Origin of the sequence: Nocardia sichangensis (genome assembly GCF_047200615.1) — a bacterium.
Taxonomy (GTDB): Bacteria; Actinomycetota; Actinomycetes; order Mycobacteriales; family Mycobacteriaceae; genus Nocardia; species Nocardia sichangensis.
In genome coordinates this window covers 241,349-266,930 of record NZ_JBJZOK010000009.1, presented here as the reverse complement: position 1 = coordinate 266,930, position 25,582 = coordinate 241,349, and the positions used below count along the sequence as shown (strand labels likewise).

Here is a 25,582-nt window from a genome sequence, read left to right as displayed (position 1 = left end):
CGCGCACCTCCACCACGTCTTTCGAGCGAAGCGAGACCGAGCCTGTTCCGTTCGCGGCCCGGCTCGCGTGTGCGCGGCCGCCGCGCCCGCGACGAAGGAGCACGCGGCGGTCGCGCACACGCGAGCCATAAGAGGGCCGCGAACACCCAGCGCCGCAGGCGCTGGAAAAACAACACAGCATTAGACTCCACTGGTGCGGCTGTATCGGGACGAGGCGGTAGTGGTTCGCCAGCACAAGCTGGGCGAGGCGGATCGCATCGTCACGCTGCTCACCCGACAGCACGGACTGGTTCGCGCGGTCGCCAAGGGGGTGCGGCGGACCAAATCGAGGTTCGGGGCCCGGTTGGAGCCGTTCTCCTATATCGACGTGCAACTGCACCCCGGACGCACGCTGGACACCGTTACCCAGGTGCACACGATGGAGGCGTTCGCCGCCGACATCATCGATGACTACGGGCGCTACACCACCGCGTGCGCCATCCTGGAGACCGCTGAGCGCTTGGCGGGCGAGGAGCGTGCGCCCGCGCCCCGGCTGCACGCGCTCACCGCGAGCGCCCTGCGTGCCATCGCGGCCAAACAGCGCCCGCACGAACTGATCCTGGACGCATTCTTGTTGCGCGCCATGGGTTTCGCGGGCTGGGCACCCGCATTGGACGAATGCGCCAAGTGCGCGACACCGGGCCCGCATCGGGCCTTCCATGTCGCGGCCGGAGGCGCGGTGTGCGTGCATTGCCGTCCACCGGGTGCGGCGACGCCTGCCCCCGGGGTGCTCGATCTGCTGGTGGCGTTGCTGCGCGGGGAGTGGGAGCAGGTCGAGGCGACGCCTGAGGCGGTGCGCAGGCAGGCCAGCGGGCTGGTCGCGGCGCACTTGCAGTGGCACCTGGAACGTCAGCTGCGCACCCTGCCGTTGATCGAGCGATCCAAGGACACAGCCGCGCGAACCCCGCATGTAGCCGCGCGAGGTTGAGTGGAGGCTAGGCAGTCGCGGGGGAGGCGCTGCCGGGCGGGGCTCGTCCTCGGGCCGAGCTGAAACGAGGCAGCCGCAGGGGAGGGCGCTGTCGGGCGGGGCCCGTCTTCAGCCCGCGCCGGGCCGAGCGAAGGCGAGGCAGCCGCCTACTCCACGAATTGGAGCTCTACCTGCGGCAACTCGTTCATGACGCGGGCGCACACGGCACGATGCCAGGTTGCCGGGTAGCGGGTGTCCGGCTCGTGCTTGGAGTAGTCGTCGTTGGTCCGGTAGGTGTGCAGGCGAGGAGAGATCTCCCCGGCGTCGATGGCATCGACCATGGCCTCGACCACCTGTTCGGTCTCGTCCGCGATGGCGGCGAGCTCGCGGGCCACGATGTCGGGGATCTGGAAGGCCCCCTTCTCCCACCGCTCGACGGTGCGTTCCGCGACCGCGAAGAACCGCGCGCACCACGGGACCGGGAGGCCGAGCAACTCACGAGTGGCGCGGAAACCTGCCGCGGTTCCGGTCCCTGGTAAATCGGTCACGTTCGAGAAACCCCTCCCCAGTATCACGATATGGAAAAGAATAAGTCACCGGTGCCGGTCGGAACCGTGGAATTCGTGAGGAAGCAACGGGGCAGTGGGGGCGGCGCGGGCGATCAGGCAGGATAGAGGCCGTGATCCTCCGCCGAGACTCCGCCACCGCGACCGACCCCGAGCCCGCGGGCGCCGTGCGTCCGCCCGCGCCGCATCCGTCGGGAGCTCGGCCGCCGCAGCTGCCGCCGGAACTGGTGCCCAACCATGTCGCGCTCGTCATGGACGGCAACGGGCGCTGGGCCCAGGAGCGCGGATTGCCGCGCACCGCCGGGCACGAGCGCGGCGAGGCGGTGCTGATGGACACCGTGGAGGGCTGCATCGAGATCGGCGTCAAATGGTTGTCGGCGTACGCGTTCTCCACCGAGAACTGGCGGCGCAGCCCCGAGGAGGTGCGCTTCCTCATGGGCTTCAACCGTGACGTGATCCGCAGGCGCCGCGACGAGATGAACGAGATGGGCGTCCGGGTGCGCTGGGCGGGGCGGCGACCGCGCCTGTGGCGCAGCGTGATCAAGGAACTGGAGGTCGCCCAGGAACTCACCAAGGACAACACGGTGATGACGTTGACCATGTGCGTCAACTACGGCGGCCGCGCCGAGATCGCCGACGCGGCAAGGGAGATCGCGCGCCGGGTGGCGGCGGGCGAGATCGACCCGGAGAAGGTCACCGAGGCGACGGTGGCGAAATACCTGGACGAACCAGACATGCCGGACGTGGACCTGTTCTTGCGCCCTTCGGGCGAGTTCCGCAGCTCGAATTTCCTCATCTGGCAGTCCGCCTACGCCGAATTCGTCTACCAGGACACGCTTTTCCCCGATTTCGATCGCCGCAACCTGTGGGAGGCATGCCTCCAGTACGCCGCGCGGGACCGCCGTTTCGGCGGCACGAAGTGAGCGGGGGCGCGGACATGGACGCGGCGGTGACCCCGGACCGGGAACTGCAGGCACGGGCCGGGGCCTGCCTGTCGAGTTACGGCATCGACGTGCGCGTCGATGCCGAAGGGTCGCTCGGCTTCGAGTACGAGGGCGCCTTGTCGTCGCTGCGCGCGGTGAATCTGGCGCCGGGCTTGGACGTGCTGAGCCTCACCTGCGTGCTGGCCTGGGATCGTCAGCTGAAACCGCAGCTGCACAAGCGGGTCGCCGAACGCAACAACGCGCTGCAGTTCGGTTCACTCACCGTGATCGGCCACGGCAAGCTCGCGGACGTCATCTTGCGCTACACCTTCCCCGCCGCGGGGCTGGACGACAAGGCGCTCACCACCATGCTGCTGCTCGTGCTGTCCAACGCGAGCCGGGCCAGGCAGGGTCTGCTGCCCTGAGGGCATGACATCTGTCATGTCGAAGTCGTGACAGCCGTGCGAGGTTCCGGGGCGGGTTTCCCGCGACCGTAGAGGCATGACTTCAGCAACGACCACCGCGGTCCAGAGTCCGGCGCGGCCCGCGCCCGCCGTCGCGCTGCGCGACCTGCGCAAGAGTTTCCGCACCCCGGCCGGCGTGGTGCACGCTGTCGACGGGCTCGACCTGGTGATCGAGCCGGGGGAGATCGTCGCCTTCCTCGGTCCGAACGGCGCGGGCAAATCCACCACTATCGACCTGTTGCTCGGCCTGGCGCGTCCGGATTCGGGCACCGTCGCGGTCTTCGGAACGGCGCCGGAGCGAGCCGTCTCCGCAGGCCGCGTCGCCGCGGTGCTGCAATCCGGTGGCCTGCTGCCTGACCTCACCGTCGCGGAGACGGTGCGGCTGGTGGCCACGCTGCACGCGAGTCCGCGCCCCGTCGAGGAGGTGCTCGCCCGCGCGGGCATCGCGGGGATCGCCGATCGCATGGTGGGCAAGTGCTCCGGCGGTCAGCGCCAGCGCCTCAGGTTCGCGCTGGCGCTGTTGCCGGACCCGGAGCTGATCGTGCTCGACGAACCCACCACCGGTATGGACGTCGAAGGGCGCCGGGAGTTCTGGAACGCGATGCGGGAGGATTCGCGGCGCGGCCGCACCGTCCTGTTCGCCACGCACTATCTGGACGAGGCCGACGCCTACGCCGACCGCATCGTGCTGGTGCGCGCGGGCCGGGTCATCGCCGACGGCAGCGCGGCCGAGATCAAGAACCTGGCCGCGGGCCGTACCGTCGCCGCGACCCTGCCCGGCGCGGACCCCGCCCGGCTGCTCGTGATCCCCGGCGTCGATGACGTCGAGTTGCGTGGTGACCGAATCCTGGTGCGTGCCAAGGACTCCGACGCCGTCGCTCGATTCCTGCTGAACCACACCGCCGCGGTCGATCTGGAGATCACCGCGCACAACCTGGAAACCGCCTTCTTCGCGCTGACCACGGCAGGAGATCACTGACATGACCACACTCGTCTCCCGGCCCGTCGCCACCACGCTAGGCGGCTTCAACCTCGGCTTCCTGCGCCTGGAACTGCGCCGCATGCTGCGCAACCGGCGGACCCTGATCTTCACGCTGATCATGCCGCCGTTGTTCTTCGTCATCTTCGGACTGCAATCCGATTACCGGACCCAGTCCTACGGCTCGGGCAACGTGACCGGCTACGTCATGGTGTCGATCGCGGTGTACGGCGCGATGCTGGCCACCACCAGCGGCGGCGCGATGGTCGCCGTCGAGCGTGCGCAGGGATGGAGCCGCCAGCTGCGGCTCACACCGCTGCGGCCGGTGGCGTACATCGCGGTCAAGGTCGTGGTCGCGATGGCGCTCGGGCTCGTCTCGGTGGCCGCGGTGTTCGCGGTCGGCGCGACGCTCGGCGCCCACCTCGCACCCGCGGCGTGGGTGGAGTGCTTTCTGCTCGCCTGGGTCGGCTCGCTCGTGTTCGCGGCCTTCGGCCTGTTCGTGGGCTATCTGCTGCCGTCGGAGAACGTGATGCAACTGCTCGGTCCGGTGCTGGCGGCGCTGTCGTTCGCGGGTGGACTGTTCATGCCGCTGCACGGCTGGTTCGCGACCGTGTCGAAGGTGATGCCGACCAACGGCGTAGCCACGCTGGCCCGGCTGCCATTCGGGGACACCGGCGGCGGGTCGGTCCTCGGGGCGGTGGTCGACGTCGCGGTCTGGTCGGCGGTCTTCGTGTTCGGTGGGGCCACGTTGTTCCGGCGTGACACCGCGCGCTGAACGCCGGGCGCGCAACCGGTCGGCTACCTGGACGGCCGGTTCCGCCGTGCGCGGCCGGTGCGGTGGGTCGGCGTTCCGTGGCGTCGGAGGGCAGCGCGTGCGGTCTGGATGTGCTCACGTATGCGCGGTCCGGGGGGCCCGGTGCCGGTAGCGTCGCCTCCCATGATCGACCACGACCGGCGAGCCGTGTACCGCCGCCTCCGTCCCGCCCGGCCGCAGCGAGGTGGCGCATGGACGTGAAGACGGCGGGCGGCGCGCGGCCGAGAAGGTCCGCCGGTCTGGTGGACGGCATGCTCGACTGGCAGTCGTTCGGTCCCGATGGACGGCGCAGGGGCTGGTTCGGCGCTGTCATGTCGCTGGTCTGGCTGGCCTATCTGATCGGACCGATCAGGCGGCGCTGGGCCGAGGGCGAGCCCGCGCAGGCGGTGGCGGCCATCGCGTGCGTGCTCGCGTTCGCGGCGCTGATCATCGTCGCGTTCGTCGCGTTCCGCAGGTACGCCAAGGACGGCGCGCCCGACGACTTACCGGTCGACCGCAGGGCGTGGCTGCTGCTGGCCGCGATGGCGGCGTTGTCCGTGACGATGGGGGCGCTGCTCGGCGGGGACGGTCTGCCCACGGCGCTCTATGTCGCGGTGGTCGCCGTGTTCGTGCTTCCGCTGCGCACTTCCGCCGTCGTCGTGGTCGTCATCATGACGATCATGCTGGTCGCCCCGTTCGCGGTGCCGTCGTGGCATCTGGGCGGGACGCCGTTCTACCTCGCGTTCATTCCCGTGGTCGTGTGGGTGGCCAGACAGCTCGGGTTCCGCGGCGACCGGCTCGCCGAGCTGGCTCGCAGGCAGCGCGCGGAACTGGAGATCATCGAGGAACGCAATCGCGTCGCCCGTGACGTGCACGACATCCTCGGCCATTCGCTCACCGTCATCACCGTGAAAACCGAACTCGCCCAACGACTGCTCGACGTCGACGCGAACCGTGCGCGGACCGAACTGGCCGATATCGAACGGCTCGCGCGCGAAGCGCTGGCCGGGGTACGGGAGACCGTCGGAGGCCTGCGGGAGGTGTCGTTGCGCGGCGAGCTGGCCAACGCGCGGACCGCCCTGGCCGCCGCGAGCATCGACGCGGAACTGCCGGAACCGGCGAGCCTGCCGGACGCACCGTCGGGCGAACTGCTGGGTTGGGTGCTGCGCGAAGCGGTCACCAACGTGATCCGGCACAGCGCCGCGCGCCGCTGCGCCGTGACCGTCACCGCGACGTCCATCGAGGTGGTCGACGACGGTCGCGGCCTCCCCGCCGACAGCGCGTCCGGCTCGGGGCTGGCCGGGCTGCGGGAGCGCGTGCGCGCCGCGGGTGGAACACTGACGCTGTCGACGCCGGAGGGCGGGGGCGTGCGCATTCGCGCCACGATCCCGGAATAGGAAGCGGGTGCCATGATCCGGCTGTTGCTGGCGGACGACCAGGCTTTGGTGCGCGGCGCGTTGGCCGCGCTGCTCGGGCTGGAGCACGACCTGGAGGTGGTCGGCGAGGTCGGGCGTGGCGACGAGGTGCTCGACGCGGTCGAGCGGACCGGTCCCGACGTGGTGCTGCTGGACGTCGAGATGCCCGGGATGGACGGCATCACGGTGGCCGAGAAACTGCACGCCGCCCACCCGGGCGTGCGGATTCTGATGGTCACCACCTTCGGCAGGCCCGGTTATCTGCGCCGCGCGATCGACGCGGGCGCGAGCGGTTTCGTCGTCAAGGACACTCCGGCCAGGGAATTGGCCGACGCCGTGCGGCGCGTACAGATGGGGTTGCGGGTGATCGACCCGGGCCTGGCCGCGGAAACGTTGACGGCGGGCACCTCCCCGCTGACCGCGCGAGAACGTGAGGTGCTCGTCGCGGCGGCCGACGGTGCGCCCGCGAGCGCCATCGCGAAGCGGTTGCACCTGTCGGAAGGCACGGTGCGCAACCACCTTTCGTCGGCGATCGGCAAGACCGGCACGAGCACGCGCGCGGAAGCGGTGCGCGCGGCCGAACGTCTCGGCTGGCTGTGACGGGCGGGTCAGCCGACTGCCGGACGCGCGGGCTCGCCGTAGGGGAGCAGGGTGCGCACACCGAGCGCCAGCGTTTGCGGGTCGAGATCGCCGAGGATGAGGTGCTGGAGGATGAATCCCGGCAGCAGTCCGATGATCGCCTTGGCCACGGCGTCGACATCGGCGTCTGCGGGTAGCCAGCCTTTGTCGCGCATCCGTTCGGCGTAGGTCACCCACAGCGCGCGCATCGCGAGCATCGTCTCGCGGACCATCACCGCCGCCCCGGGATGCACCAGGGCCAGGGCCCAGGCTTGCGGCGCCAGTCGCACCGGCCCGTCGGGCCCGCTGCGCCGCACCACCTCCTCGGCGATCATGGTGATCAGTTCGGCGGGCGTGGGCAGTGGATCGCGGCGGATCGCCTCGTCCATGGCGATGCGCAAGGCCACCGTCGTCTCCGTGGCGAGCGCGGTGATCAGTTCGTCCTTGCTCTTGAAGTAGCGGTAGACCGCACCGGCCGAGAGCCCCGATTCCGTGAACACGTCCTGCATGGAGGTCTCGTAGAACCCCTTGCGGGCGAAGCAGCGCCGCGCGGCGTCCATGATCTGCTGCCTGCGGCGCTCCAGGTGTTCTTCGCTGACTCGGGGCATGAGCCCAAAATAAAACGAATATCCGTTCTTGACAACCGGATGACCTCGTGCGACGGTAGACGCAACTAAAAAGAACGAGCATTCGATTTTTAGGGAGAAGGCCATGAACACCATGCAGCGGGCGTTCGCTCTCGGCCTCGCCGCCACCCTGCTCCAAGCGCTGATGCTGATCGCGTTCGCCTGGCCCGCCGCGCACATCGCGCCCCGTGACCTGCCGCTGGCCGTCACCGGTCCGCAGGCGGCGATGGTCACCGGCAAGCTCGCCGAGCACAGTCCGGGCGCCTTCGAGATCAGCGCGCCCGCGGACGAGGCCGCCGCCCGCGCCGCCATTCGGAACCGGGAGGTCTACGGAGCGATCGTCACCGGCGACGGACCGCCGCGCATGCTGGTCGCCTCCGGCGCGAGTCCCGCTGTCGCACAGCAACTCACCCAGATCGGGCAGCAGCTCTCCGGCGCGCCCGCCGTTGCTGTCGAGGACGTGGTGGCGGCCGACTCCGACGATCCACGGGGCGCGGCCTTCGGCGCGATGGTGTTGCCGCTGGTGATGTCCGGCATCGCGGCGGGTGTGCTCCTGGCACTGCTGGTCCCGTCGATCGGCGGCAAAGTGCTCGGACTGGCCACCTTCGGCGTCGCGGGCGGACTGCTCGGCATGGCGATCATCCAGGGCTGGCTGTCGGTGGTGCCCGGGCCGTATCCGGTGCTCGCGGCGGTCGGCGGCCTGGTGTCGTTCGCGGTCGCGGGCGCGGTGGTCGGGCTCGCCGCCGTACTCGGGCGAGCAGGCATCGGCATCGCCGCGCTCACCATGCTGCTGGTCGGCAACCCGTTCTCCGCGGCCACGTCGGCGCCGGAGCTGTTGCCGCAGCCGTGGGGCGCCGTCGGCCAGTGGCTGCCGCCCGGCGCCGCCGCGTCGCTGCTGCGCTCGGTCGCGTTCTTCGACGGCACCGGCGCGAGCGTACCGCTACTGGTACTGCTGATCTGGAGCGCGGTCGCGCTCGCGCTGCTCGGTGTGGCCGCGGTGCGCGGTCGTCCGGCCGAGGCGCAGGCCGCGGACCGGGACGCGATCCCGGTCGGCTGAATCCGTCACCGCGGCGGGTCGCCCTCGCGGGAGGGCGGCCCGCCGTCAGCGCGGTGACGATCGGCCGCAGCTGTTCTCGTCCTCGTGTGGCGCCACGAGTCCGGGTGGTCGGCTCAGCCCACCGTGAACGACAGGGTGGGTGCGGTGGCGGCGCCCTCTTGCTTCTGGGCGTTGTACGTCACCGTGTAAGGGCCGGTGCCAGGGGAGGGCACCACGAAGACCACGTAGTTCTTCGGGTTGTCGATGGTCTCGTTCGCGTTGAGCAACTCGTTGATCGGGCCGCGGATGTCGGCGGCCACGGTCTGGCCGTCAGGGGTCCGGACGGTGAAGTAGTCGTAGTAGATGTTCGTGCCGCCTGCGGCGATGCCGGGGCCGCCGACGAGCTTGATGCGCAGTGCGAGATCGGATTTGCCGTTCTCGTCCTTGGTGTAGCTCGGGCTGATCCGTCCGCCGGTGACCTGAATGGTCGTCTGGTCCTGCACGAGGGTGCCGGTGACGGCCAGCGCCTTCGGTTGGACGCTGTCCACCTTGCCCGCCGCGGCGAGCGGAATCTTGGTCTGGTTGTCGGCGGCCGCCCCGTACACAACGGTCATCGTGTCGATGAGGTGCTCGGCGTCCTTGGCCGACTTGAACGACGTGGTCGCGGTGCCGGTGGCGGAGCCGTTGCCGGGCACCGTCGGGCTGTCGAAGATCGCGCCGCCGTCCACCTCTTTGCCGACCAGCAGCGACGGCGTGATGCTCAGCGTGTGGTTGTCGAGAGTGGTGTTCTTGTAGGTGATGTCGACGCGCACCTTCGCGCCGCCGTATTCGTCCGGCACCACGGTCGCCTTGTCCACGGTGATGTCGAATCCGTCGTACCAGCCGGTCTTGCCGACTGTGCGGACGGTCGACTGCCCGTTCGCCGCGCCCGGCTCCGCGGCCACTCCGGTCGCGGTGGTCGACGGGACCGCCACCGGAGTGCCGTCCTCGTCCTGGCACGCCGAAAGCAATAACGCCGAGGCCACGACGAGCGCGGCCCCGGCGACGGTCACGGCCCGGCGGCGCACCGGGCGTACGGATGAGTCGGTGATCGTTGACACGCTGCCTCCCCAGCAGATGGCGGATCCTTCGTATCGAGCCCGGATCGGCCCGGGTTTCCGAGGATCTCGCCGGTGAATCTCCGCTGGTCGCAGCCGCGTTAACCCGACACGCCGGGAATCGGTGCGATCACCGGTCGCGTCGGCGCGCCGTCCCGCATGCCGTGCAGGTGCCGAACACCTCGAGGGTGTGGCTGATCTCGGTGAAGCCGTGCTCGCCCGCGATCGCCTCGGCCCACGCCTCCACCGTCGGGCCCTCCACCTCCACGGTGCGACCGCAATGCCTGCAGACCAGGTGGTGATGATGGCCGGTGGAGCACTGGCGATAGACCGACTCGCCGGAGTCGGTGCGCAGCACATCGACCATGCCCGCGTCGGCCAGCGACTGCAGCGTCCGGTAGACCGTGGTCAGCCCGATGCCCTCGCCGCGTCTGCGCAGCTCGTCGTGTAGGTCCTGGGCGGAGCGGAACTCGTCGATGTCACCGAGCAGCGCGGCGATGGCGCTGCGCTGCCTGGTGCTGCGGATGCCGACCGGTTTCTGCGGAACGGCCGTGTTGTCTGGCACGAATCACCCTTCCTCGGCGTGCGCGACGGCGTCGACGACGATGTGCGCCAGATGGTCGTCGACGAGTTCGTAGAGCACCTCGCGACCCGAACGCTCACCGTGCACGACACCGGCGGCCTTGAGGATACGCAGATGCTGACTGACCAGTGGTTGCGTGACACCGAGCGCGTCGACCAGTTCGTGCACACACCGCGGTGATTCGCGCAACTGCAGCACGATAGCAATCCGAACCGGCGCGGCCAGCGCCCGCAACAGCTCACCCGCGTCCTCCAGCACGGTTCGCGGGGGTACCGGCGCCGGTCCCGGCGACCGATACGGGTTGTGCGGCGGTGCCGCGGCGGTCTCGGCGGTCATGTCACCAACTCCTTAATGGAAAGCATTACCAGTTTGCGTATGCACAGGTGCGCATGTCAAACGGGCGCGCCGAACCGTGCGGTTGAAACCGCCGCGGACGCTGCCGATAGGCTGGGCGCAATCGCGGCTATGACACAAAACTATTGTGTTCATGCAAGGCAAATTCCGACTCGCAGTGGATGGAGAATTCTCGCGTGGCACCCAAGTCGAAGGTGGACACCGTTGCCAACCTCGCCAAGCGCCGGGGTCTGGTGTACCCGTGCGGTGAGATCTACGGAGGCACCAAGTCGGCGTGGGATTACGGGCCGCTGGGCGTCGAGCTCAAGGAGAACATCAAGAAGCAGTGGTGGCGCGCCATGGTCACCGCCCGCGAGGACGTCGTCGGTCTCGACTCCTCGGTGATCCTGCCCCGTCAGGTCTGGGTCGCCTCCGGTCACGTGGGCGTGTTCAACGACCCGCTGGTCGAGTGCCTCAACTGCCACCACCGCTTCCGGCAGGACCACCTGCAGGAGGCGTACGCGCTGAAGAACAAGATCGACGACCCCGACACGGTCTCGATGGAGCTCATCGCCTGCCCGAACTGCGGCACCGTCGGCCGCTGGACCGAGCCGCGCGACTTCAACATGATGCTCAAGACCTACCTCGGCCCGATCGAGTCCGAGGAGGGCCTGCACTACCTGCGCCCGGAGACCGCCCAGGGCATCTTCGTGAACTTCGCCAACGTGATGACGACCGCGCGCAAGAAGCCGCCGTTCGGCATCGCGCAGATCGGCAAGAGCTTCCGCAACGAGATCACCCCTGGCAATTTCATCTTCCGCACCCGCGAGTTCGAGCAGATGGAGATGGAGTACTTCGTCAAGCCGGGCGAGGACGAGGAGTGGTACAAGTACTGGATCGAGACGCGGTTCTCCTGGTACACCGACCTCGGCATCGACGCGGAGAACCTGCGGCTGTTCGTGCACCCGAAGGACAAGCTCTCGCACTACTCGGCGGGCACCACCGACATCGAGTACCGCTTCGGCTTCCAGGGCAACGAGTGGGGTGAGCTGGAGGGCATCGCCAACCGCACCGACTTCGACCTGAAGACGCACTCCGAGCACTCCGGCACCGAGCTGAGCTTCTTCGACCAGACCACCAACGAGCGCTACATCCCGTACGTCATCGAGCCCGCGGCGGGCCTCACCCGCTCGCTGATGGCCTTCCTGGTCGACGCCTACGCCGAGGACGAGGCGCCCAACGCCAAGGGCGGCGTGGACACCCGCACGGTGCTGCGCCTGGACCGCCGCCTCGCGCCGGTGAAGGCGGCGGTGCTGCCGCTGTCGCGCAACGCCGATCTCACGCCGAAGGCGAAAGACCTGGCCGCGCAGCTGCGCAAGCACTGGAACGTCGAGTTCGACGACGCGGGCGCCATCGGCCGCCGCTACCGCCGTCAGGATGAGATCGGCACGCCGTTCTGCATCACGGTCGACTTCGAGACGCTCGACGACCAGGCGGTGACCATCCGCGAACGCGACACGATGACCCAGGAGCGCATCGCGCTGGACAAGGTCGAGGGCTACCTGGCCCAGCACCTGATCGGCGCCTGAGCTACGACGCCGCGCCCGTGGCCGATGGGCCACGGGGCGCTGTCGTTTCAGCTGTTCTTGCGGGTGACGATGCCGATCGTGGTCGGGATGAGCAGCGCGAGACCCCACGGCACCGCGACCCAGAACGGCCAGAAGTAGCCCGCCCCGGTGGCCAGGTAGATCGCCACGCACAGCGCGTTCACGAACACCCACGGCGTCCACATGATCGTGATCCACTGCGGGATGCCTTTGGCGCGCACGGGCCGTGCTTCCCGTTGTGCGGGAAGGTCCGACAGCAGCGGCGTCAGCTCGCCGTAGGTCTTGGCGGCGTATACCCGTTGCAGCCGATCATCGAATTCGGCGAGCGACAGCCTGCCCTCGTTCATAGCGAGGCGCAGCCGGTCGATGATCTTCTCGCGATCGGCGTCGGACGCCCGCATGTGCTCCTGACTCACCGTGTCAGCCTAGGTCCACTCGGCCGGTGGGGCGGAGTGGTCGTCAGTGGCAATGGGATTCCACCTTGCCGTAACTGTCGTGGTGCAGCGCTTCGCCGACGTGCTTCTGCCTGCCCAACGGCGTGAGATCGAGGTACTGGTGGGTGCCGATGAGGATGTCGCCGCCGCGGCCGTAGGACGAGTAGGTGTGGAACACCGCGCCGTCGTCGTCACGCCAGAACACGCTGGTGCCGGGCTGTTCGCCCGCTCCGTGATAGCTGTGGCCGCGTGCCTCCAACTCCGCCTTCGTACGGTAGTTGTATTCCACCGGCGCGCGGGATTCGTCCTGGGTGACATGGAAGTCGTAGTTGAAGTCGCTGTCGAACGACGAATACATCGGGAAGGTCCAGCCCATGCGCTCGCGGTACCGGTCGAGCGTCTCCCACGGACCGCGTGACACGGCCGCGAAGGTGGTGTCCTGCGCGTTCAGGTGGGCCAGGTGGCCGACGTTGTCGAGCAGCATCGCGCAGCTCGGACAGCCTGCGTCCAGATCCCAGCGCCACATCATGTGGTAGACGATGAGCTGGCGGCGCCCGTCGAACAGTTCGGGCAGGGTCGTGCGGCCCGTGGGACCTTCGAAGACGTATTCTTTGTCGATCGCGACCATCGGCAGGGCGCGGCGTTTCGCCGCCAGCTCGTCCATGCGATGGGTGATCGCCTTCTCCTCGGCCAGCAAGCTGATACGCGCGGCCAGCCATTCCTCGCGTGACGCCACAGTGGGGCGGTTCATAAGGGTCTCCTCGATGCCGGGACAGTGCTCTGTACAGGTAGACGGAGCCGCCCGGCAGGAGTCATCGGCGGACCGAGGAGTTCGTCCGGGATCAGGGTCGGAGCGGTACGTCCCAAAACGCCAGCTCGTGCCGGAGCCCTTCGCGGAACAGCTCTTCCGCCCGACCCGGATCGGCCCCGGACTCGTCGATCATCTGCGCGCAGCGGCGGGTGAGGGCGGCGAATCCGGGATCGGCGTAGGTGTCCACCCAGCGGCGGTAGCGCGGTTCGGCGGGCGGGTGCTGGGCGAGCCGGGCGCCGAGCGTGGAGTATCCCCACATGCACGGGTAGAGCGCGGCGAGACCCTCGCCGTAGGACGCGGCGGAGTCCAGCAGAAACGCCGTGTACGCGGTGCACGGAGCGCCTTTGACCGCGCCGTCGAGGTCCGCGCCGAACTCGGCGGCCAGCGAGCGGTGCAGCGACAGCTCCTCGTGGTAGGTGGCGTGCGCGAGGTCGACCAGGTCACCGAGATGGGCGGCCGGAGCCTGCCACGCGAGGCGGGCGAACACGCGGACGTAGTCGAGCAGGAACAGGTAGTCCTGCTCCAGCCAGGACCGGAAGACCGGTTCGGGCAGAGTGCCCTCGGCGATACCGAGCACGGTGGGATGGGCGAGTTGTTCCTCCACCGTGGGAAGGCCGATTTGCTCCAGATGCGCCGCGAGACTCATACCGGCAGTCTTCCGCATCCGCCCGGTCGGTTTGCGCCCGTGCCGGTAGTGCCGCACCCTTGCCGTGTGTTGTGGGATGAGGAAGCTCCGATTCGCGTGCTGGCGCCGTCGGAGCAGCGGTTCGTTCGGCATGGCACCTACACGGGCCGGTCGGTGTCGGTACGGGGAGCGCTCGATGTGACGGCGCTGCGGGAGGCATTCGCGACCTTGCGGCGCGCGTATCCGGTGATCGGCTGCAGAATCGTGGAAGACGCTGCGGGACTGGGATATCTGTTCGGCGCTGACGAGAGGGCATGGATCCCGGTTTCCGTGCGTGAGGGCGACCTGGCGGCGATCGGCGTTCCCGCGATGGATCCGGCGGTCCAGCTGGCCTATCTGGACGTCGTGGGCTCGGGCGCGAACGAGTGGCGTGTCACGCTGTTCGCTCACCACAGCGTCGCCGACGCGGGCTCCTGTGTGGAACTGCTGTCCCGACTATGGGATTTCTATACCGGCGTTCTCGAATGTCGGCCGATAAACGTTGCGCCACAAGCGCTCCCGCAGTCTTTGGAGTGGTATGCGGCGGAACGGGGCATCACCGCGGCCGCGAAGTCCGGATTCGAGGAGGTGACCAAGCCGCTTGCGCTGGAGGCGAGGAACGTGCCGTCCGATAACGCGAAACCCGCGCCGAGTACGCTCGCCCGTCCTGTACGCGTGCGGCTCAACCGGGCGGCTACCGCGCAGATCGCCGATCTCGCACGCAAGACCGGTGTGACGGTGAACGGTTTGCTCACCGCCGCACTGCTGCGCGCGTACGCTCGTGAGACAGACGGCGGCACAACAGCTCTGGGCTGCCTGTATCCGGTCGACCTGCGCAACAGGCTGGAGCCGCCGGTCGCCGCCTCGGCGGGTACCAACATGGCCGGGCTGGCTTCCTTCGCGGGCGAGGTGGATCCGGCCGCCAGCCCGGTCGAACTGGCACAGCGCATTTCGAGTCGGCTGACGCGCGACCTGTCCGAAGGCATCGTGCAGCAGTCCGTGCTGCACTTCCCGGATTACTACGGTGCCACCAGGATTCATTCGCTGGCCGGACATATCGCGGTGACCAATACCGGCGTCGTCCCGGTGTTCCGCACACCGGCCACGCTCGAGCTCACCGACTACGAGATCGTCTACGTCTCGGCGCATCCCCGCCCGTCCGCGGGCGCGTCGGCCGCGGTCACCTATCTGGTCTACACGTTCGCGCAGGAGCTGATCGTGGGCGTGCTCGGTGGTGGCGCGCATGCCGACGGCCTGCCCGAGGCGGTGCGGGCGGAGTTGACCGCCCTGTCCGCGGCCGGCGCTCGCTGACCGGTGCGAGGACCGGTTCCCTGCTGAGCCATCGACCGGTCCCGGTCTACGGCCGCACCCGGTGGCAGGATCGAGCCGTTCAGAATCTGCCGCCACGGCCGATGCGCCGGGAACCGGAGGAACCACCGTACGAGCCGGGGCTCCAGCCGCCCCCGGAGTGCCGAGCGCCGCTCGCCGCCCCGCGCAGCAGTCCTTCGAGCAGGATGCCGCCGAGCACCGCCCCGGTCTGGGCGCTGCCGGAGGGCGCCCGGTCCGCCTCCCATGCCCGCACGCTGGCCTGCGCCGCATGGAGCGCGCGCCCGGCCAGATCCGCCGCCGCCTGCGCGCGCCGCAGTGCGTCGACGGGATCGTTCGCGCTCGATTGCTGCGCCTCGTCGAGGTTGCGCTGTGCTTCCGACAGGCGGGTGCGCGCTTCGGCGTCGATGCCGCCGCGCCGGGTGCTGATGTAATCGGCGGCCGCACCGATCCGGGCGCGAGCGTCCGTGAGCGCTCGATCGAGCCTGCGCCGCAGGTCTTCGGCGGCGAGTTTGCGGTCGGTGGCCCCCGCGACGGCGCGGTCCAGATCCGCGTCGGCGGTGACCGCGTCGTGGAAGGCGCTCAGCGGATCGATGTCGCCCGTGGCCGTCGCCTGCTCCAGAGCGGACCGCGCCGCGGTGCGGGCGTCGGCCAGTTCCGGCCCGCCGTAGTCGGCGAGCTCGGTGGCGGAGGCGAGGTCGCGGCGCAACTCGTCCAGCACACCCGGCAGGCCGTCGCGGGCCTGCTGGATGGCGCTCGACGCGTTGTCGACCGCGTCGAGCAGGGAACGTGCCTGACCGATCGCTGCCTCGGCGGAACGAATGGCGGCGACCGCGCCGCCTTGCTCGCCGACCGGCTCGGTGAGCGCGGCACGTCCCGCGTCGACGTTCTGCTCCGCGAACGTCAGGCGCTCGCGTGCCATCCGCACGTTGTCCTCGATCGGCGCGAGCACACTGGCCGGATGGGTGGCGGCGAGCCGGCTCAGCTCGGTTTCCGAGCCGGGAATCCGGGCGGTCACGTCGACGACATCTCTGGTGAGGGCGTCCAGCCGAGCCGAGGCGTTGAGCAGCAGATCGCGCATCGCGTCGAATTCCGTCACCTGCGCGTCGAGTTCCCGGTCGGCGCGCCCCACCGTGCCGATCAGCTCGACCAGCAGCGAGCGCTGTTCGTCGGCTGTCTCCGGGATCGCGTCGTCCAGGCGCTGCCGGATCGCGAACGCCGCGGCGGCAGCGGTTTTCGCGTTGTCGAGGGCGGTGCGGAAAGGCGTGGTGGCGGTGGCGCCGAACTCGCCGATGGCGAGCTCGAGTTCCTCGCCGCTGGTGCGAATCGCGTTATCGATCTCCACCAGCGTCTCTCGAGAGCGGGTCTGCAGCGCTTCCAACGGCAGTTCGGACAGCGCCGTCGCGTTCTCCGGATCCAATTGCCGTGCCGCCGCCAGTTCGGCCTCGAACCGTTCACGACGCCGTTTGCGCGCGTACCAGACGAGGCCGCCCGCCACCAGAATCACCAGCAGGCCGATGACGAGCAGGGCACCGACGTTCACCCCGCCGCCGCGCATGGCCGCGTCCAGTCCGGCGGCGGTCGCGACCCCCGCGTCGGCCCAGCGCCCGTCGCGCAGGGCCGGCTCGACGTGGCCGATCAGGATGTCGTCGAGTTCGGAATCGCTGATCTCGCCGGGCACTTCGCCCTCCAGCCAATACGCGCGATCCTCGGTGGCGACCGCGAGCAGCAGGTCCCGTTGGCCGAACCCGGATATCGAGGCGGTGCGCCTGGCCCAGTCCCGCGGCTGCATCCCGTCGAAGCCGCGCACGTACACCACCCACAGCCGCAGCTGCTCGTCGGCGTAGAGCTGGTCCACCGCACCGCGCACCCGATCGCGCTGACCTTGGTCGAGCACACCGGCCGGATCCTCCACATAGGTGTTCATCCGTAGCGACGGTTCCGCCGCGATCGTCGGAGCGCCCAGCAAGGCGATCGCGGCCAGTAGGACGCTGATCGCGAGCAAGCGGACGAAGCGGATCCGCGACGGCAGTGACATGGCACGAATCTAGCTCGCTAGCATCATTTCGTGATCACCATCGATCGCCCGTACAGCGGCCACGTGTCACCGGATTCGAATCCGCAGCAGCGCGACGTCCCCGGCGCCCGCATCGTCAAGATGTCCGTCGGCGGCATGGACAACAACTGTTACCTGGTGCAGTGCACCGGCACCGGCGCGGCCCTGCTCATCGACGCCGCCAACGAGGCGCCCCGCATCGCGGCCCTCGTCGAGCAGGAGGCGCCCGGGCAGGTCCAGCTGATCGTCACCACCCATCAGCACCGCGACCACTGGCTGGCGCTGCGGGAGACCACCGCGGCCACCGGCGCTCCCACCGCGGCGCACCCGCTCGACGCCGACCCGCTGCCGGTCCGCCCCGATCGGCTGCTCGCCGAGGGCGACACCGTCACCATCGGCGATCTGGTCTTCGAGGTCATCCACCTGCGCGGCCACACACCGGGGTCGATCACCCTCGCACTCACCGACGGGGCGGGACGCACTCACCTGTTCACCGGGGACTCGCTGTTTCCCGGCGGCGTCGGGCGCACCAGCTCCCCGGAGGACTTCGGCTCGCTGTTCACCGACGTCTCGGCCAAGCTCTTCGACCGCTACCCCGACGACACCGTCGTCTACCCCGGCCACGGCGACGACACCACCCTCGGCGCCGAGCGTCCCAGCCTTCCGGCTTGGCGAGACCGCGGCTGGTAACCGCCCCTGACGGTAACCGGTCCGGGGCCTGCACGGCTTTTGGCAGACTTGGGGAGTGGATTTGCCAACGATGCGCACCCGAGCCGTCCCGGCGCCCGAACCTGCCCGCCCACAGGGCTTCGGCGCCGGGTTGCTGCGCTGGACCCGGCGGCTCGTCGTCGGCTCCGTCGTGATGGGCGCGGTGCTGGTCGGCGGGACCGCCTTCCGCGTGTGGCAGGTCGCGCGCATCGACGACTACACGAAGGCCGACGCGATCGTCGTGCTCGGCGCGGCGCAGTACTCCGGAACGCCGTCCTCGGTGTTCGAGGCGCGACTCGATCAGGCGTACAAGCTGTTCCGGGCGGGTGTCGCTCCGCGCGTCATCACCGTGGGCGGCAAGCAGGAGGGCGATCTGTTCACCGAAGCTGCCTCGGGCAAGAACTATTTGCAGGCGCGCGGCGTGCCCGCCGACAAGATCCTCGCCGTGGAAACCGGATCGGACACCCTGCGCAGCATCGAAGCGGTGGTCACGGCGATGCGGGCGCGGGACATGTCGTCGGCGGTGCTGGTCAGCGATCCCTGGCATTCGCTGCGCACCCGCACCATGGCCCGCGACGAGGGGCTCGCGGCGTGGACCGCCCCCACCAGAACCGGTCCCGCCGTCTACACGCGGGAATCCCAGGCACACGGTATCGCCAGAGAGACCGGCGCCCTGCTGTGGTACCAGCTCACCCACTTCTCGGCGGATTTCACCTACACGGCGGGACAGTGAGGCTCGATGAGCGCCCGGTACACCGATCACGACACCGAACGCCTCGTCGTCGAGGGCGCCAAGACCGCGGGGCTCGGACCGCCGCGCAGTGAGTTCGAGACCGGCCACCGGACCGAATTCGCCCGCGACCGGGCCCGCGTGCTGCACTCCGCGGCGCTGCGCAGACTGGCCGACAAAACGCAGGTCATGGGACCGCGAGAGGCGGACACCCCGCGCACTCGGCTGACCCATTCGCTGGAGGTCGCCCAGATCGGCCGCAGCATCGCCGACGGACTCGGCTGTGATCCGGACCTGGTGGACCTGGCCGGTCTGGCCCATGACATCGGCCATCCGCCCTACGGCCACAACGGCGAGAAAGCCCTCGACACCTTCGCCGACGCCTTCGGCGGATTCGAAGGCAACGCGCAGAACCTGCGCATCCTCACTCGCCTCGAACCGAAGGTGCTCGAGGCCGACGGCGCCAGCGCGGGCCTCAACCTCACTCGCGCCGCACTCGACGCCGCCCTCAAATACCCCTGGGGGCGAACCGGTCCCGGCACCAAATTCGGCGCCTACGAGGTCGACACCGAGCGCCTGGAGTGGATCCGCAAGGGTGCGCCGGATCGGCGCCGCAGCCTCGAATGCCAGATCATGGACTGGTCCGACGACGTCGCCTACTCGGTGCACGACGTCGAGGACGGTGTCCTCGCGGGCCGGATCGATCTGCGCGCGCTGGCCGACCCCGCCGAACAGGACGCGCTGGCCGCGCTCGGCCAGTTCCAGCACTCGCTGGCCGCCGACGAGCTGATCGCCGCCGCGCAACGGCTCTCGGAACTGCCCGTGGTCGCGGCCGCGTCCGGATACGACGGCACGTTCACCGCTTCGGTCGCGCTGAAGCGCCTCACCAGCGAGCTCGTCGGCCGCTTCGCCACCGCCGCGATCATGGCGACCCAAGAGGTGTCCGGTCCGCAACCGCTGTCCCGGTACAACGCGGATCTGGAAGTGCCGCGCATCGTCGCCGCCGAGGTGGCGCTGCTGAAGACCGTCGCGCTGCGCTATGTGATGTCCGACCCGGCACACCGGCTGCGGCAGGCCGCCCAACGCGAACGCATCCTCGCCGTGGCCGAACGCTTGCTGGCCACCGCTCCCGGCAGACTCGATCCGCTGCTGCTGCCGTTCTGGAACGCCGCCACCGATGACACCGCCCGCGTGCGCGTCGTGGTGGACCAGATCGCTTCCTACACCGAAAGCCGCCTGGAGCGAATCGCGAGCGAGTTGAAGATTTAGGCGCCTTCGCTGCGGCCGTGCGCTGGGTCGAGGGCGATTGTCCGGCTGCGCCTTTTGGACCCGTATCGGTGGCGTCACGCCGACAGATCGTCGGAGGACTCGGCTCGGGCCATTTTCACCAGCGCGCCGTGCAATTCCTTGGCCGACGCGCTCGCTCGTTCGCCCCGCAGAATCACCTCGGTGAAGCCGTCGATCAAGGCCCGGCCCGGATCCAGCAGGCCGAGACCACCACCGCTGCCACGCAGCGACTCGTTGATCAAAGTTCGCAAAGCTTCCTGCCGAGCCCGGAACCCACCGGCGACATCCAGAGCCCCCGCGAATTCGCGCACCACCGCCGTGTACACCGGCCGCTCGGCAGGCCCGCGGCGACGGAAGATCCGGCGTGTTTCCACCGGAGCCGACCGCGGCGGATACAAGGCGGCGCGGTCCAAGAGCATCCAAATCGCGGCATCGGCCGACTGTTCCGCGGTCGGCTCGCGCTCCGGTCTCGGGCGCGATTCCGCGTCGTCGGTGAGCTCGACGCCCCGCAGCGGCATCGGGTATTTCGTGAGCAGCTCATCGATAGTGGACGCGATCTCACGGACCACCTGGACACCGACATTCGCGGTATCGAACCCGACGACTTCCAATCCATGCCGCGCCGACATCTCCCGCGCGATTCGGAGTGCTTCGGCCGGATCGTGGGTATCGGCCTGCTCGGCGACTGCGGGACGGTGTGCGGTGGCGCTGCGTTCGATGGGTGCGCGACCGGATTTCCGGGCGGATGCGGGGTCGGGTCGTCGGACGGGTACGCCTGCGCCGGCGGTCTGCGGCGATGAGGCCGAATCGCTCCGGCGAACCGAGATGTGGTTCTCCGACCTGCCAACGGTGTCCGTCTGCCGAGTATGTCCGGGTCGGTGCGCGGCACCGCTGTCCTCGATCGGCGTGGGCTGGTCAGGTGCGTCGGTCTGCCGGTCGTCGGCGCGGTCGGGCGGACGGACGAGCGCGGAATCGCCCCGGCTCGTGGGGTCTGCGGTGTGACCGGTGTTGCGACTGGGTTCGAAGTTGTCTGTGCTGCCCGGCTGCTGGGTGGAGCTGCCTGCCTTGTGGGTCCGTGGGTGAGAGCCGGTGTGGTGGACCGAGATGGGGTCGGTCGTAGCAGCGCTCGGCGGAGGGGATTGCGGGCCGCCGGGCGAGGCGTCGAGCCAGGAAAAGCGCAGGGCATCGATCCACGGAAGGCCGGGCGAGCCAGGAGAGTTATCGGTTTGCCGCCGCGATATGGGTTCGTCGGTGGCATCCGCCTGCCGGGTGGGCGCGGAGCCTGCCCGCTGCTCGGCCGCGGAATCGGCCGTGGCGTCGATCGGAGGTAGTGCGGTAGCTGCCGGGGCGGGTGCCGCCTGGTCGGTGCAGTCTGTCGATCGGTGAGGTACCGATTCGTCGGCGCCGATCGTGGGTTGGGGGAGGATCAACCGGCCGGGCGTTGAACTTGCCTGCTGCTCGGCTGCAAGGTGGTCCGTAGCGTCGTTCTGGGGGTTCGGTTCGGGGTAGGGCGTGGTAGCTGCGGGTGCGGGTGCCGTCTCCTCGGCGGTGTCCGTCGGTGGGTGGGGCACCGGGGCGTGGGTGCTGATTGCCGGTTGTCGGCCGGAAAGGCGTGCGCTGTCGATCGGCTGGTCGGGCGTTGAGGTTGTCTGCCGTTTGGCGGCGGGGTGCTCTGTGGCGTCGTTCTGGGGGTTCGGTTCGGGGTAGGGCGTGGTAGCTGCGGGTGCGGGTGCCGTCTCCTCGGTGGTGTCCGTCGGTGGGTGGGGCTCCAGGGCGTGGGTGCTGATTGGCGGTTGTTGGCCGGAGAGGTTTGTGTAGTCGATCGACGGTGTAGGTGCGGCGTCGGGAACCTGGAGGGATGCGGAGTCGGTGGGGCGATCGCTCTGAGGGGAGGACGCGGCGTCGGTCTTCGGAGTGGGCGTGGGTTGGCCGGTTCTTCGGCGACGTGCGAGCTCGCCTGCGCTGCCGGACTGATGGGTGGGCCCGATCCGTGCCGGAAGGGGTGGGGTGTCGAACTGGAACGGAGGCGGCGAGTCGTCCGCGATACCGGACGTCGGGGTGGTTGCGGTGTCGAGGGTCGAGTCGTCTCGCGGGGTGACCGCCGGAAGATGCGGGTTGTCGGCTTCTTCAATGGGTGCGACACCGCCGGTGGCGTGGATCGGGGCCAGGTGCCCGGGGTCATCGGTGCGTTCAGGGAGCGCAGGTTCTGTCGTCTTCGGGACGGGCTTTGGACGGGATGCGGGGCCCGTCTCCGGAGCGGACGGGGTGTCGTCAGCCGTACCGATATGTCGCGGTGGTGCGATGGCTTCCGGCGAATCCGTTCGGCGGATCGGTTTCGGATGTTGCGTGCCGTTCGTCGCGCGGACGGGTTCGTGGTTGTCCTCGGCATCGGTCCGGCACGCTGAGGTTCGGTGCTCCTCAGCGGTGGTGCTCGTGGAGTCGGTCGGTGCGGAGGCGCCGGTGGAATCGGTTGGCCGGGCCGGTGCAGACCCGCCCCGGGGGCCCGGTGCGAGGGTCGGCTGTTCGTTATCCGGTCGCGGTATCGAGTCTTCGGCGATCTCGATGTCCAGACGCGGCGGAAGACCGGCGGCTCTGTCGGCCCGCGGAGCGGCTACCTCGTGGCGCGGGTCCCCGATCTGCGGGATGTCCTCGGTGCGGTGCGCTCTTTCGACCGATGGGCTGGATGCGGCGAAGGTCGGCTGATTCGGTGGGCGGCCGTCAGGGGACCGGCGGCCGGATGCGGTATCGATCCGAGGACGGGGTGTGGCGTGCTCGCCCCGGTCCGTCCGCCGGATCGACGCCGGAGCAACGGTGACTGCGGGTGCAGGGCCCTCGGCGACAACCGAGCGCCGGACGGATACCGGCTCGTCGAGGGCGTCGGTCCGGTGACTTGCCGGTTCGAATTGCGGGTGATGCCCTGCGGCCGGTCGGCGTACGGGTGCGGACAACTCTGCCGAGACGCCGATCTCGCGGCCCGCGGATACGCGAACCGGTGTGCCCGGCACCGCCGGGTATGGCCGGACCACCCGCTTGGACCAGGGCGTCTCCTGGGTCTTCCGAGACCATGGCGTCGGCATCGCCTTCGGCGCGGGCTCGGCCGATGACTCCGGCGGAAGCACCCGGCTCTCCGGTGCGGGCGCCAGGACAGGCAATGCTTCGGCATGATCGAGCCGGTCGCCGTCGACGAGCCCTTCCGCGGAGGCGATGGCCGCCTTCAGTTCGCCGACCGTCCGGGAAGCGTCGGCAATGAGCCGCTCCAAGGTGGATACCATCGCGCGCAGCTCGCCCGTGTCGATCCGCGACGGCTGACTCACAATGTCTCCCGCCTGTCCTCATCAGGTCTTGCCGCGGTGCGCCCGGCCCGCGCCGACACTCTGGTCCCGGGTGACCGAAAACAGACTGTGGTCGCGGCTATTGTCGCTCAAATCCGCCGGACCTCCCCGGGCTGGGAAGATCGAGTATGCGTCGCTGCCGCCGAACAGCTATCGATTCGCAACCTGTTCGTCGCCCTTGTCGCTTCGCTCGTGGAGCTGAGGAATCTCCGGCCCGCCCCGCGCATCGGGCCACTTGGCGGTACCGGCTCGGCAATGCCGATGAAAAGTACTGCGCGACAGGTGAATTCACTGAAGCCACAGGTTGGCTACCATGGAAGGGTGCGGATCGGAGTAGGGCTCTCCACCGCGCCCGAAGCGCGGCGAGCGGGCATGGAGGCCGCAGCGCGCGCCCGCGACCAGATCGCGGGCGAAGCGCCGTCGCTCGCTGTGCTGCTCGCGTCCCGCGTGCATACCGACGACGCCGTCGAGGTGCTCTCCGGCGTCCACCGGACGGTCCGGGTGCCCGCCCTGATCGGATGCGTGGCGCAGGCGGTGGTGGCGGGTCGCCGTGAAATCGAGGACGAACCCGCGGTGGCGGTGTGGCTGGCCTCCGGACTGCCCGCAGCCGAAACCTTCCAATTGGACTTCCTTCGCACGGCCAGCGGCGGGCTCCTCGCCGGCTATCGCTTCGACAAGGCCGCACGCGACTTCCACCTGCTGCTGCCCGACCCTTACTCCTTTCCGGCCGATCTGCTGCTGGAGTACGTGAACACGGATCTGCCCGGCACCGTCGTGATGGGCGGGTTGGTCAGCGGCGGCCACGGCCCGGAAGGCAGCCGCCTGTTCCGCGACCACGCCGTGGTGACCTCGGGTGCGGTCGGCGTGCGTCTTCCCGGACTGCACAACGTGCCGATCGTGTCCCAGGGCTGCCGTCCGATCGGCAACCCCTACACGGTCACCGGCGCGGACGGCACGGTGATCACCGGACTCGGCGGTCTTTCCCCGATCGAGCGGTTGCGTCAGATCGTCGCCGTGCTGCCACCCGACCAGCAGGAAGAGCTCGCGCGCGGCCTGCAGATCGGGTTCGTCGTCGACGAGCACCTGGCCGAGCCCGGGCAGGGCGACTTCCTGATCCGCGGTCTGCTCGGCGCCGATCCGTCCAGCGGCGCGATCGAGGTGGGTGAGGTCGTGGAAGTCGGCACCACCGTCCAATTCCAGGTCCGCGACGCGATCGGAGCCGACCACGACCTGCGGAACGCGCTGGCGCGTGCGCGCACCGACCTTTCCGTCCGTCCGGCCGGTGCGTTGCTGTTCACGTGCAACGGACGCGGCCGCCGGATGTTCGGTGTTGCGGACCACGACGCCACGACCATCGAGGACTTGCTCGACGGCATCCCGCTCGCGGGTTTCTTCGCCGCCGGTGAGATCGGGCCCATCGCGGGCCGCAACGCGCTGCACGGATTCACCGCATCGATGGCGCTGTTCGTCGAATGAGCGTCGATCTCCGGGTCTACGCCGAGCTGAACGATTTCCTGCGGCCCGGCGAGCGATACACCGTGCTGCGTCGGCCGTGCCGCCCGCACCAGACCGTCAAGGACGTCATCGAGGCAGCGGGCATTCCGCACACCGAAGTGGACCTGGTGCTCGTCGACGGAGAACCGGTCGACTTCGATCATCACCCGCGCCTCGGCGGGCGGATCACCGCGTATCCCGTGTTCGAGACACTCGACATCGGCCGGGTGACGCTGGTCCGCCCGCATCCGCTGCGTGAGCCGCGCTTCCTCGCCGACGTGAATCTGGGCGGTCTCGCCAAGCTAATGCGGCTGCTGGGTCTCGACGTGCACTGCCGGTGGGAGGCCGAGGACGCCGAACTCGCCGAGGCGTCCGCGGCCGAGCACCGGATCCTGCTCACCCGTGACCGAGGCCTGTTGAAGCGCCGCAACGTCACACACGGCGTCTACATCTGGTCGGACCAGCCGATCGAGCAGGTCGTGGAGGTGATCCGGCGGCTCGACCTCGTCGCGTGCCTGGATCCGTTCACCCGCTGCCTGCGCTGCGGCGGCGTCGTCGCCGAGGTCGACAAAGCCGAGGTCGAGGATCGCCTCGAACCGCTCACCCGCCGCTACTACGACATTTTCCGGCAGTGCCGCGATTGCGGCCGGATCTACTGGCAGGGTTCCCACCAGTCACGTCTGGCCGAAACGGTCGCGGCGATCCGCGCGGAACTGGATCGCTCGTGATTCCCCGCTCGAGGGCGCCTTCGCCC

The 25,582-nt window shown here is 69.4% G+C and carries 26 protein-coding genes; 16 read left to right on the top strand and 10 right to left on the bottom strand.

Annotation, left to right across the window (positions count from 1 at the left end; translation table 11 throughout):
* Positions 1 to 193 precede the first annotated feature (193 nt).
* Positions 194 to 967 carry a DNA repair protein RecO gene (recO, locus tag ACL03I_RS15715; RefSeq protein WP_355072474.1) on the top strand — a complete coding sequence of 258 codons (774 nt, stop codon included), beginning with the start codon at positions 194 to 196 and terminating at the stop codon, positions 965 to 967.
* Positions 968 to 1,113: 146 nt separating this feature from the next.
* On the opposite strand, the gene ACL03I_RS15710 is transcribed toward recO, so the two are convergent.
* Positions 1,114 to 1,494, bottom strand: coding sequence for an Aca2/YdiL-like domain-containing protein (locus tag ACL03I_RS15710; RefSeq protein ID WP_355072476.1), 381 nt, complete (start codon positions 1,492 to 1,494; stop codon positions 1,114 to 1,116).
* A gap of 131 nt (positions 1,495 to 1,625) precedes the next feature.
* Between ACL03I_RS15710 and ACL03I_RS15705 the strand changes: the two genes are divergently transcribed.
* From ACL03I_RS15705 to ACL03I_RS15680, 6 genes are all read left to right on the top strand, one after another.
* The gene (locus tag ACL03I_RS15705; RefSeq protein WP_356964902.1) at positions 1,626 to 2,435 is read left to right on the top strand and encodes an isoprenyl transferase; all 810 of its coding nucleotides are present in this window, start codon (positions 1,626 to 1,628) and stop codon (positions 2,433 to 2,435) included.
* A 14-nt stretch (positions 2,436 to 2,449) separates the two neighbouring features.
* Positions 2,450 to 2,860, top strand: a complete 411-nt coding sequence (locus ACL03I_RS15700; protein ID WP_355072967.1) for a YbjN domain-containing protein — start codon at positions 2,450 to 2,452, stop codon at positions 2,858 to 2,860.
* 76 nt (positions 2,861 to 2,936) lie between these two features.
* A complete protein-coding gene (locus tag ACL03I_RS15695) occupies positions 2,937 to 3,878 on the top strand; it encodes an ABC transporter ATP-binding protein (RefSeq protein ID WP_412806293.1) in 942 nt (313 codons plus the stop codon).
* Between the two features lies 1 nt (position 3,879).
* Positions 3,880 to 4,653: an ABC transporter permease gene (locus tag ACL03I_RS15690; protein ID WP_412806292.1), complete on the top strand. Its 774-nt coding sequence runs from the start codon at positions 3,880 to 3,882 to the stop codon at positions 4,651 to 4,653.
* A gap of 230 nt (positions 4,654 to 4,883) precedes the next feature.
* Entirely contained in the window at positions 4,884 to 6,068 is a 1,185-nt protein-coding gene (locus ACL03I_RS15685; RefSeq protein WP_355072484.1) for a sensor histidine kinase, read from the top strand.
* A 12-nt stretch (positions 6,069 to 6,080) separates the two neighbouring features.
* Entirely contained in the window at positions 6,081 to 6,686 is a 606-nt protein-coding gene (locus ACL03I_RS15680) for a response regulator (RefSeq protein ID WP_412806291.1), read from the top strand.
* 8 nt (positions 6,687 to 6,694) lie between these two features.
* Here the strand turns inward: ACL03I_RS15680 and ACL03I_RS15675 are convergent, their stop codons facing one another.
* Positions 6,695 to 7,312, bottom strand: a complete 618-nt coding sequence (locus ACL03I_RS15675; protein ID WP_355072488.1) for a TetR/AcrR family transcriptional regulator — start codon at positions 7,310 to 7,312, stop codon at positions 6,695 to 6,697.
* A gap of 103 nt (positions 7,313 to 7,415) precedes the next feature.
* Between ACL03I_RS15675 and ACL03I_RS15670 the strand changes: the two genes are divergently transcribed.
* Positions 7,416 to 8,387, top strand: a complete 972-nt coding sequence (locus ACL03I_RS15670) for a hypothetical protein (protein ID WP_412806290.1) — start codon at positions 7,416 to 7,418, stop codon at positions 8,385 to 8,387.
* A 113-nt stretch (positions 8,388 to 8,500) separates the two neighbouring features.
* Here ACL03I_RS15670 and ACL03I_RS15665 read toward each other — a convergent pair whose 3' ends face one another.
* The 3 genes from ACL03I_RS15665 to ACL03I_RS15655 form a co-directional block, all read right to left on the bottom strand.
* The gene (locus ACL03I_RS15665; protein WP_412806289.1) at positions 8,501 to 9,466 is read right to left on the bottom strand and encodes a hypothetical protein; all 966 of its coding nucleotides are present in this window, start codon (positions 9,464 to 9,466) and stop codon (positions 8,501 to 8,503) included.
* Between the two features lie 127 nt (positions 9,467 to 9,593).
* Positions 9,594 to 10,028, bottom strand: a complete 435-nt coding sequence (locus ACL03I_RS15660; RefSeq protein WP_355072492.1) for a Fur family transcriptional regulator — start codon at positions 10,026 to 10,028, stop codon at positions 9,594 to 9,596.
* 3 nt (positions 10,029 to 10,031) lie between these two features.
* The gene (locus ACL03I_RS15655; RefSeq protein ID WP_039796803.1) at positions 10,032 to 10,382 is read right to left on the bottom strand and encodes an ArsR/SmtB family transcription factor; all 351 of its coding nucleotides are present in this window, start codon (positions 10,380 to 10,382) and stop codon (positions 10,032 to 10,034) included.
* Positions 10,383 to 10,576: 194 nt separating this feature from the next.
* On the opposite strand from ACL03I_RS15655, the gene ACL03I_RS15650 reads away from it, so the two are divergent.
* A complete protein-coding gene (locus tag ACL03I_RS15650; RefSeq protein WP_355072494.1) occupies positions 10,577 to 11,968 on the top strand; it encodes a glycine--tRNA ligase in 1,392 nt (463 codons plus the stop codon).
* A 47-nt stretch (positions 11,969 to 12,015) separates the two neighbouring features.
* Here ACL03I_RS15650 and ACL03I_RS15645 read toward each other — a convergent pair whose 3' ends face one another.
* The 3 genes from ACL03I_RS15645 to ACL03I_RS15635 form a co-directional block, all read right to left on the bottom strand.
* A complete protein-coding gene (locus ACL03I_RS15645) occupies positions 12,016 to 12,402 on the bottom strand; it encodes a DUF1707 domain-containing protein (RefSeq protein WP_412806288.1) in 387 nt (128 codons plus the stop codon).
* Between the two features lie 43 nt (positions 12,403 to 12,445).
* Positions 12,446 to 13,171, bottom strand: a complete 726-nt coding sequence (locus ACL03I_RS15640) for a DUF899 domain-containing protein (RefSeq protein ID WP_355072498.1) — start codon at positions 13,169 to 13,171, stop codon at positions 12,446 to 12,448.
* Between the two features lie 91 nt (positions 13,172 to 13,262).
* The gene (locus ACL03I_RS15635) at positions 13,263 to 13,877 is read right to left on the bottom strand and encodes a TenA family protein (protein ID WP_412806287.1); all 615 of its coding nucleotides are present in this window, start codon (positions 13,875 to 13,877) and stop codon (positions 13,263 to 13,265) included.
* Between the two features lie 66 nt (positions 13,878 to 13,943).
* Here ACL03I_RS15635 and ACL03I_RS15630 point away from each other — a divergent pair, with 66 nt between their 5' ends.
* Positions 13,944 to 15,206: a phthiocerol/phthiodiolone dimycocerosyl transferase family protein gene (locus tag ACL03I_RS15630; RefSeq protein ID WP_412806286.1), complete on the top strand. Its 1,263-nt coding sequence runs from the start codon at positions 13,944 to 13,946 to the stop codon at positions 15,204 to 15,206.
* Between the two features lie 79 nt (positions 15,207 to 15,285).
* Here the strand turns inward: ACL03I_RS15630 and ACL03I_RS15625 are convergent, their stop codons facing one another.
* Entirely contained in the window at positions 15,286 to 17,259 is a 1,974-nt protein-coding gene (locus ACL03I_RS15625; RefSeq protein ID WP_412806285.1) for a TPM domain-containing protein, read from the bottom strand.
* Between the two features lie 30 nt (positions 17,260 to 17,289).
* Here ACL03I_RS15625 and ACL03I_RS15620 point away from each other — a divergent pair, with 30 nt between their 5' ends.
* From ACL03I_RS15620 to ACL03I_RS15610, 3 genes are all read left to right on the top strand, one after another.
* Positions 17,290 to 17,967 carry an MBL fold metallo-hydrolase gene (locus tag ACL03I_RS15620; protein ID WP_355072505.1) on the top strand — a complete coding sequence of 226 codons (678 nt, stop codon included), beginning with the start codon at positions 17,290 to 17,292 and terminating at the stop codon, positions 17,965 to 17,967.
* A 70-nt stretch (positions 17,968 to 18,037) separates the two neighbouring features.
* Positions 18,038 to 18,718 (top strand): YdcF family protein, encoded by a 681-nt coding sequence (locus ACL03I_RS15615; RefSeq protein ID WP_355072969.1) that lies wholly within the window; start codon positions 18,038 to 18,040, stop codon positions 18,716 to 18,718.
* A gap of 6 nt (positions 18,719 to 18,724) precedes the next feature.
* A complete protein-coding gene (locus ACL03I_RS15610) occupies positions 18,725 to 19,984 on the top strand; it encodes a deoxyguanosinetriphosphate triphosphohydrolase (RefSeq protein WP_412806284.1) in 1,260 nt (419 codons plus the stop codon).
* 74 nt (positions 19,985 to 20,058) lie between these two features.
* On the opposite strand, the gene ACL03I_RS15605 is transcribed toward ACL03I_RS15610, so the two are convergent.
* Positions 20,059 to 20,631 (bottom strand): hypothetical protein, encoded by a 573-nt coding sequence (locus ACL03I_RS15605; RefSeq protein WP_412806283.1) that lies wholly within the window; start codon positions 20,629 to 20,631, stop codon positions 20,059 to 20,061.
* Positions 20,632 to 22,996: 2,365 nt separating this feature from the next.
* Here ACL03I_RS15605 and ACL03I_RS15600 point away from each other — a divergent pair.
* From ACL03I_RS15600 to ACL03I_RS15590, 3 genes are all read left to right on the top strand, one after another.
* Entirely contained in the window at positions 22,997 to 23,167 is a 171-nt protein-coding gene (locus ACL03I_RS15600; protein WP_355072511.1) for a hypothetical protein, read from the top strand.
* Positions 23,168 to 23,655: 488 nt separating this feature from the next.
* Positions 23,656 to 24,810: an FIST signal transduction protein gene (locus tag ACL03I_RS15595; RefSeq protein ID WP_355072512.1), complete on the top strand. Its 1,155-nt coding sequence runs from the start codon at positions 23,656 to 23,658 to the stop codon at positions 24,808 to 24,810.
* Complete coding sequence (locus ACL03I_RS15590; protein ID WP_356964917.1) at positions 24,807 to 25,556, top strand: Mut7-C RNAse domain-containing protein; 750 nt, start codon at positions 24,807 to 24,809, stop codon at positions 25,554 to 25,556. Before ACL03I_RS15595 ends, ACL03I_RS15590 begins: the two co-directional genes overlap by 4 nt.
* Positions 25,557 to 25,582 lie beyond the last annotated feature (26 nt).

Coding starts and splice junctions, on each gene's coding strand:
- ACL03I_RS15700 (WP_355072967.1), top strand. CDS start 2,450: ATGGACGCGGCGGTGACCCCGGACCGGGAACTGCAGGCACGGGCCGGG.
- ACL03I_RS15695 (WP_412806293.1), top strand. CDS start 2,937: ATGACTTCAGCAACGACCACCGCGGTCCAGAGTCCGGCGCGGCCCGCG.
- ACL03I_RS15690 (WP_412806292.1), top strand. CDS start 3,880: ATGACCACACTCGTCTCCCGGCCCGTCGCCACCACGCTAGGCGGCTTC.
- ACL03I_RS15685 (WP_355072484.1), top strand. CDS start 4,884: ATGGACGTGAAGACGGCGGGCGGCGCGCGGCCGAGAAGGTCCGCCGGT.
- ACL03I_RS15680 (WP_412806291.1), top strand. CDS start 6,081: ATGATCCGGCTGTTGCTGGCGGACGACCAGGCTTTGGTGCGCGGCGCG.
- ACL03I_RS15675 (WP_355072488.1), bottom strand. CDS start 7,312: ATGCCCCGAGTCAGCGAAGAACACCTGGAGCGCCGCAGGCAGCAGATC.
- ACL03I_RS15670 (WP_412806290.1), top strand. CDS start 7,416: ATGAACACCATGCAGCGGGCGTTCGCTCTCGGCCTCGCCGCCACCCTG.
- ACL03I_RS15655 (WP_039796803.1), bottom strand. CDS start 10,382: ATGACCGCCGAGACCGCCGCGGCACCGCCGCACAACCCGTATCGGTCG.
- ACL03I_RS15640 (WP_355072498.1), bottom strand. CDS start 13,171: ATGAACCGCCCCACTGTGGCGTCACGCGAGGAATGGCTGGCCGCGCGT.
- ACL03I_RS15635 (WP_412806287.1), bottom strand. CDS start 13,877: ATGAGTCTCGCGGCGCATCTGGAGCAAATCGGCCTTCCCACGGTGGAG.
- ACL03I_RS15625 (WP_412806285.1), bottom strand. CDS start 17,259: ATGTCACTGCCGTCGCGGATCCGCTTCGTCCGCTTGCTCGCGATCAGC.
- ACL03I_RS15615 (WP_355072969.1), top strand. CDS start 18,038: ATGCGCACCCGAGCCGTCCCGGCGCCCGAACCTGCCCGCCCACAGGGC.
- ACL03I_RS15610 (WP_412806284.1), top strand. CDS start 18,725: ATGAGCGCCCGGTACACCGATCACGACACCGAACGCCTCGTCGTCGAG.
- ACL03I_RS15605 (WP_412806283.1), bottom strand. CDS start 20,631: ATGTCGGCGCGGCATGGATTGGAAGTCGTCGGGTTCGATACCGCGAAT.
- ACL03I_RS15590 (WP_356964917.1), top strand. CDS start 24,807: ATGAGCGTCGATCTCCGGGTCTACGCCGAGCTGAACGATTTCCTGCGG.